8 protein-coding genes are annotated in these 6,805 nt (G+C 42.2%); 4 read left to right on the forward strand and 4 right to left on the reverse strand.

Annotated features, from left to right (window positions below; all coding sequences use genetic code 11):
• Positions 1-199: 199 nt before the first annotated feature.
• The 3 genes from Q4561_RS18370 to Q4561_RS18380 form a co-directional block, all read right to left on the reverse strand.
• A complete protein-coding gene (locus tag Q4561_RS18370) occupies positions 200-1,423 on the reverse strand; it encodes a TonB family protein (protein WP_303462704.1) in 1,224 nt (407 codons plus the stop codon).
• The gene (locus Q4561_RS18375) at positions 1,416-1,808 is read right to left on the reverse strand and encodes a BlaI/MecI/CopY family transcriptional regulator (protein ID WP_303462705.1); all 393 of its coding nucleotides are present in this window, start codon (positions 1,806-1,808) and stop codon (positions 1,416-1,418) included. Before Q4561_RS18375 ends, Q4561_RS18370 begins: the two co-directional genes overlap by 8 nt.
• Positions 1,809-2,009: 201 nt before the next feature.
• On the reverse strand, positions 2,010-2,351 hold the full coding sequence (locus Q4561_RS18380; protein ID WP_303462706.1) for a helix-turn-helix domain-containing protein: 342 nt from the start codon (positions 2,349-2,351) through the stop codon (positions 2,010-2,012).
• Between the two features lie 107 nt (positions 2,352-2,458).
• Here Q4561_RS18380 and Q4561_RS18385 point away from each other — a divergent pair, with 107 nt between their 5' ends.
• Together Q4561_RS18385 and Q4561_RS18390 are read left to right on the forward strand one after the other, a co-directional pair.
• On the forward strand, positions 2,459-3,232 hold the full coding sequence (locus Q4561_RS18385; protein ID WP_303462707.1) for an SDR family NAD(P)-dependent oxidoreductase: 774 nt from the start codon (positions 2,459-2,461) through the stop codon (positions 3,230-3,232).
• Between the two features lie 37 nt (positions 3,233-3,269).
• Positions 3,270-3,758, forward strand: coding sequence for a DUF2938 domain-containing protein (locus Q4561_RS18390; protein WP_303462709.1), 489 nt, complete (start codon positions 3,270-3,272; stop codon positions 3,756-3,758).
• 92 nt (positions 3,759-3,850) lie between these two features.
• Here Q4561_RS18390 and Q4561_RS18395 read toward each other — a convergent pair whose 3' ends face one another.
• Positions 3,851-4,315: a hypothetical protein gene (locus Q4561_RS18395; protein ID WP_303462710.1), complete on the reverse strand. Its 465-nt coding sequence runs from the start codon at positions 4,313-4,315 to the stop codon at positions 3,851-3,853.
• A gap of 383 nt (positions 4,316-4,698) precedes the next feature.
• Here Q4561_RS18395 and Q4561_RS18400 point away from each other — a divergent pair, with 383 nt between their 5' ends.
• The gene (locus Q4561_RS18400; RefSeq protein ID WP_303462711.1) at positions 4,699-6,051 is read left to right on the forward strand and encodes an aminotransferase class V-fold PLP-dependent enzyme; all 1,353 of its coding nucleotides are present in this window, start codon (positions 4,699-4,701) and stop codon (positions 6,049-6,051) included.
• Between the two features lie 12 nt (positions 6,052-6,063).
• Positions 6,064-6,594, forward strand: a complete 531-nt coding sequence (locus Q4561_RS18405; RefSeq protein WP_303462712.1) for a RidA family protein — start codon at positions 6,064-6,066, stop codon at positions 6,592-6,594.
• Positions 6,595-6,805: the final 211 nt, after the last annotated feature.

Consider the following 6,805-nt stretch of genomic DNA (forward strand, 5'->3'; position numbering starts at 1 on the left):
TGCCCGTAGTCTTTACTGGTAGCAGTGAAATATTTGCTTCGTACTACGTTGGTGTAGGCGAAGACATGATCGGTTAAGAGAGAACAGGTTAAGAGAGAATAGGTTAAGAGAGAACAGCTTAAGTGAGAAAAGCCTTGTTTGGAGAAAACACTAAAAGGAGCAACAGCTCCTTTTAGTATTCTATTTGTTTTCGTAAAGTCTATTTCTCAGTGCCCGCCGTTAAAGGCTGATCAAGTTTATAGTCGAGCTGAACTAACAAACCCGTTTGCCTACGGGCAAGACCACCTTTAATTGCCGGTTTGTATTTCCATTGTCTAAGCGCGGCTTTAGCACTTTCATCAAATATACCGTCGGGAGTGGCATTGACTACCGTGATATTGTCGGTGCTACCAGTTTTGGTAATATCGAACTGCAATACAACGAAGCCTTCAATGTTGCCCTTTTCGGCCGACTTGGGATATGCAGGCGATACAAATTCTACCGGTGCAGCGTCGTTAACCTTCGATTGTTTGTGCTCAGTATTTTGAAGTGGCACATTAGCTAACGCCATATTGGCAGTGATTAAGGCAAAAATAGCCGCTGTGCCAGCGGCAAGTAACTTATTACCTTTATACGGGGTTTTAATCGCGTTCAATCTTTTAATCATTGTACTTTTCTCTCCAAAGGTTGGGTACAGGTTTACTGCTTTTGAATTATGCTCGGCACAACATACAAGTGCTTTTGCATAAATGAGTTTCTCGTCTGGTGATTTGTTGGCCAGTACCGAGTTATCGCATGCTAATTCTTGGCTGCTACGAAACGACTTTAACGCAATCCAGGTTGCAGGGTTGAACCAAAAAAGCACCGAAAATGCTAACGCAGTGGCATTCCATACATTGTCTTTGTGTCGGCTATGTACATTTTCATGTTCAAGAATTAATGCTTGTTGAGTGCTTGAAAAAGCGGTCTCAAAGTAACGGGGCAGTAGCACCGCGGGCTTTATAAAACCAAAAAGCATAGGTGTAGAAGCTTTTTCAGAATAATAAGCGTTAAGGGAAGGTGACGTATTTGCGCCTACTGAAACGGTAGATTTACGCGAGTGAACAACCTGTTTTTTATCAATAGACGTTAATATGCTTATATGGTGCACCAATATGTACGCTGCTACTGCGCTAGCACCTGTTGCCCACAGCCAAAACAGCACGTTGAATGGCGCACCGGATACATTAGGGTTAATACCCACTATATAGCGGCTGATGCTATTAGCGGGAATAGAGACCAAATCAACTGGCAGGTTGTTCATCAAAAGTGCGGCAGGTACTAACAACCACGATTTATAAACAAATTTTGTACCTAGTTGGTTAGTAAGGATTCGCTCACAAATGATCAAAAGCGCCAAAACAACCGTTAACATAACCTGCTGAGAAATCACCCACTCAATCATTGTTTTGCTCCCACTGCTTGATGACCGCTTTAAGCTCATCAATATCTTCTTTAGATAATTCATTTTGGTTGGCAAAGCCTGCAATCATTGGCGCAACTTTGCCTTTGAACAGTCGGCTTAAAAAACTACTGGTTTCTTCTTGAACATATTCTTCGCGGGCAATTAAGGGGTAGTAAAGGTATTGGCGCTGCTGCTTGTGAAAACTGATTGCCCCCTTTTTAACTAGGCGGCCGAGTAAAGTTTTTACTGTTTTCTCATGCCAAGGCTTATGTTGATTAAGGCGATCAATGACCTCGTTAGACGATACCGGGTTGCTGTCCCAAATTACGTCTAATACTTCAAACTCGGTATTGCTAATATCTGGCTGCGCTTTAGGTTTATTCATAATTTATTCGCTTTAGCCAATGTCATAAAGGCTTTTCAATAAGTGGATTACACATGTAGTCTTACATTTAAGATTACATGTGTAATTCTAAAGCGCAAGCGTTAATCGCGTTTTTTTTAATCAGTGCTGGTTTTGAGGGAGGTGGCTTATTAAAGATGTAGGGAAGTTCAAATGGTTCGGGGGAAAGAGGGGAACTAGTATTTATTCATGCCCATCTATTTCATTTTGTAGCTTGTCTAGCTCATCAAGTACTCTCATAAACTTTCTGCCAAACTCGGTGACTTCGTACTCAACGCGAGGAGGAACTTCGTTATAAGAAACGCGGGCTAAAATATCAAATTCGATATTTTTGCGTAAACATTGATTAAGTACTTTTGTGGTAAGGCCCTCTACACTGCGCACCATTTCGCCAGGGCGATTAATACCATTACTAAGTAGCTGATAAATAGTAAGCGACCATTTGCACCCATAAATAGTTTCCACCATTTGCGCGGCCTTGCTTGGTACTAATTTTTTTGAAAAATTCTTCTCTAGTGTTTTCATTAAGATGTACCAAAAAGTACCTACCTTACCGATAAGTGCTTACTTTTTAAGTTTATTGATTGCCGTTAAATTTGCCGCACAGTTTAACATAACCAAGGTAATTAATTATGGATTCTTCAAGCATTGCATTGATAGTAGGTGGCTCTAGTGGAATGGGCTTGTCCACCGCCAAGCAACTTATTGCTAAGGGCATTAGCATTGTTATTTTAGGCAATAAAAGCAGTAAATTAGCTACTGCTAAATCTGATTTAGAAGCTTTATCTAAAGATGGCGCTACGGTTGAAACTCTTCAAGCTAATTTATATCAGCAGCAAGACATAGACAAAGTGATACAAAACATAAACAATGAAAGTCGACATATTCAGTACTTAGTGAACGCAGCAGGTTACTTTAGCCCTAAGCCATTTTTGTCTCATGAAGCTAAGGATTACGATACATACGCTAGCCTAAATCGCGCTACTTTTTTCATTAGTCAGGCGGTGGTGAATAATATGATTGAGCATGGCGGCGGCGCTATTGTGCATATTGGTTCTATGTGGGCAAAACAGGCAATAAAAGCAACACCGTCTTCTGCCTATTCAATGGCGAAAGCAGGGTTGCACGCATTAACGCAACACATGGCGATGGAGCTCGCAGAGCATAATATACGGGTAAATGCAGTATCACCCGCGGTAGTTAAAACACCCATTTATGAGTCGTTTATTAACCCGTCTGAACTTGATGATGCGCTAGCTGGCTTCAATGATTTTCATCCTATTGGGCGTATTGGTACGCCCGATGATATCGCCAACAGTATTGTCTTTTTGCTACAAGAACAGACCAGTTGGGTAACCGGTGCGATTTGGGATGTTGATGGCGGAGTTATCGCTGGGCGAAACTAAGCGGGTTTATTTCATTACAATATTGTAGGTAAAAAGTATGAATGTCAGCATGTTTATCTCAGCCGTTTTTATAGGGCTTGGGGCAACCTTGGTGCTAGATGTTTGGGCTGAGCTGATGAAACGTACCATCAAATCCCCAACCACCAATTGGTGTTTTGTGGGAAGGTGGTTTTCTCATATGCAGCAAGGTGAATTCAAACATACAAGTATTGCCGCTGCAGAACAACGGCCGTTTGAATGTGCCATCGGGTGGATTGCCCACTATGTCATTGGTGCGGTATATGGTGTGCTGTTCTTATTGTTAGTGTCGGCGGCTTGGCTTCAACAGCCTACCGTCTTGCCAGCGCTGCTATTCGGTATAGTTACTATCATATTTCCCATGTTTGTAATGCAACCTGCGTTTGGAATGGGGATCGCAGCCGCTAAAGCCCCTAATCCGTTAGCGGCGAGATTTAAGACTATTGTGAACCATTCGATATTTGGCTTAGGGTTTTATCTGTCTGCGCTTCTTATTCAAGGTATCTGATAGCCATTAGCGGAATCGGGTAGCCATTAGCGGTATCGGGTAGCAGGCAAAATTGCTCAATCGAAGGCGTTTAACTGGCAGCTGCAGTGCCTTTAAACGCCGCGAACTTTTTTGAAAATACTAGCGGAAAATAATGATAAAAGCCCTGTAGCTATACCCGCTAGCAAGCCAACCCAAATAGCGTGTAAGGGAATAAAAATGAGGGCTAACCCTGCTGTGGATGATAGGCGCTCACCCGTATAGGAAGGAGAGTTTAGGCCCCAATATCCCCAACAATGAAAGAGCGCAATAGCGATTAATGCCCCCCAAAAGGCTATTTTTTCATGAATAGTATAATGAGCACCAAGAAATGCAGCTAAGCTAGCAAGTAATAAGTAAGGAATAAGCCGAAAAGGAGTGGATTCAAAGTAACCTAGCGGTGAGGAATATCGGAAGATATGTTCAATACTTGCCTTAAAATCATAACCGCCAATGGTAATAGCAAGTATCCAATCTACTGTTGTCTCATTCACTATTAAAAAGCAGAAAACCAATACACCCCAAAACCATCTGTTCATCTAGAAATCCATTTTAATTAAAGTACTCACCGCTACTGGTTGATTAAAACCTTAATTAAGTTTCAGCTACTTCGCCTTATGCTTTACATTTTACTGCTGATTATTTACACGCATTGACAGTTGGCTGCAGCCGAACTGAAAACCTGTCTTCTTGTACCTATTCCTATTCTGAGTCTTGTAACAAGTTTTAAATACAAAATAGTCATGCTTTGCACGTTCGCACTGAACAGAGAATGAGAGGCTTTACATTCAGAATGACACATTAGTAAATTATGTGGTTCAACAATTGCTTTAATTGGCCTTAATAGAAGATTTGTGGCTCAAGTTCATTGAAATACAAACCTTTTTTCTTTTCGTTTAAGCCTAGCAGTGAGTGTGAACCTATGAGTGAAGTGCCAGAGTATTTAAACCGCAGACGAGTGCTAAAAGCCTTGGTAGCTGGGGCGGTCGGTGGGACGGTAGGAACTTTGGCGGCAACAAAGTTGGTTCACGCTAGTAGTGAAGTTGCATCATCGGTAACTGCCAAATTACCCCAATTACCCAAAACACCTAAAAATATATCGCCCGAAATGCTGGCAAAAGATGAGTCATTTTGGGCTCAAGTTGCACTGAATTATGACAAAGTGCAGGGCATTGTTAATTTAGAACATGGTTATTGGGGAAAGATGTCTAAGCAGGTGCAGGAAGTATTCATTGCGAAGACGGAAATGGTGAATACTCAGCTTTCTGTTTATGGCCGTAGACACTTTAAAGATGACCTAGCCCATAGTACCAATAGAGCAGCACAAGCACTTGGGGCTGAAAACGAAGAAGTGGTGCTTACCCGCAACGCCACTGAGTCTATTCACAATCTAATGCGGCAATACAATAATTTTGAGGTAAACGATACCGTACTGTTTGCCGACATTGATTACCCAAGCTTTAAAGATACCATGCGTTGGTTGGCAAAAACGCAGAACGTAGAACCTGTAGAGGTTATTTTACCCGCGCAAACTAACCAATCTGAAATCCTCGATATTTACGTTAAAGCATTTGATAAACACCCTAATTTGAAGCTCATGCTGCTTACCCATGTAAGTAACCAGCACGGGCTCATACTGCCCGTTGCCGACATTGCTAAAGCGGCCAAAATGCGAGGTATAGATGTTATTTGTGACTGTGCTCAGTCGTGGGGCTTGCTCGACTTTACCATTGCTGACCTAAATGTGGACTGGGCAGGCTTTAATCTACACAAATGGATTGGCAGCCCTGTGGGTGTTGGGGCGCTTTATATGAAGAAGGGCAGCTTAGAAAAAATCTCTCCATACCCAGGAGAAATCGACCCTAATAATACGTTAGTAAATAAGCGGGTTCACACTGCCACTTCAAATTTTGCATCTATCTTAACGGTTCCTGCTGCTATCGACTTTCATGAGTCTATTGGGCCTGCCAATAAAGAAGCTAGGTTGCGTTATTTGCGTAACTTGTGGGTAGAGGAAGCGAAAAAGCTGCCTAATATTGAAGTGCTGGGCGGCGAAGATGATGCATCAAGTACGGGAATGGGGGCATTTCGAATAAAAGGTAAAGTGTCGCTAGACGATGCAAAGATGCTTCAGCAAAGACTGGAAAATGAATTCAATGTATTCACGGTGGTAAGGGTAGGGTTAGCCAGTGGTTGTTGTATTAGAGTGACCCCACAGATATTCATTTCAGCTGAAGAAATAAAGCAATTAATTTTAGCGTTAAAAAGCCTATAGAAAGGAAAAACGATGAAGAAATTTATACTAGCGACAGCCGTTTCATTAATGTTTGCACCTATTGTGGCAAGTGCGAATACGCCAGAGCAAAATTTGAAAGCAAATGGTTTTACCCTGCCTGCGCCAGTCAAGCCCATAGCGAATTACGTAACATGGCGCCGTGCAGGAAACATATTGTACCTGTCGGGTCATGGCGCCTGTGAAGGCAAAAGTGTGCTTGGTAAATTGGGACAAGATTTAACGGTAGATCAGGGTTTCGATGCCTCACAACTGGTAGGGTTATGTGCTTTGGCAACAATCAAAGAAGCCACTGGCGATTTAAGCACGGTGAAGCAAGTGCTACAAATAACGGGCATGGTAAACGCCACTGATGATTTCACTGGACATTCACTGGTGATAAATGGTTTTTCCGATATATTCGTAACCGCGTTTGGTGACGATGGCAAAGCAGCAAGAGCCGCCGTTGGCATGAGTAGCTTGCCTGGCAATATGGCAGTTGAAGTGAGTGCGGTTATTGAATTAAAAGGCGACACGAAAGAGTAGCTGAAAGATGTTCTGGTTTGTATTTGGTGTACCGTTAGTTAGCATTTCTTATTTGAAAACCGGGCACATTTAATTGACAGGTATGTGCCAAAAGCGGCTAGTGAATTTGAAGGACCTCAATGACTGTTGTGAACCTTGAGTTCAATTGGTGAGCGCAACGCTATCCTTATTTAAGGAGGAATGTTGCCATGAAACAAAGAAAACGTATCTA

It is taken from the genome of Alteromonas sp. 1_MG-2023 (genome assembly GCF_030547075.1).
In the GTDB taxonomy this organism is placed as follows: domain Bacteria; phylum Pseudomonadota; class Gammaproteobacteria; order Enterobacterales; family Alteromonadaceae; genus Alteromonas.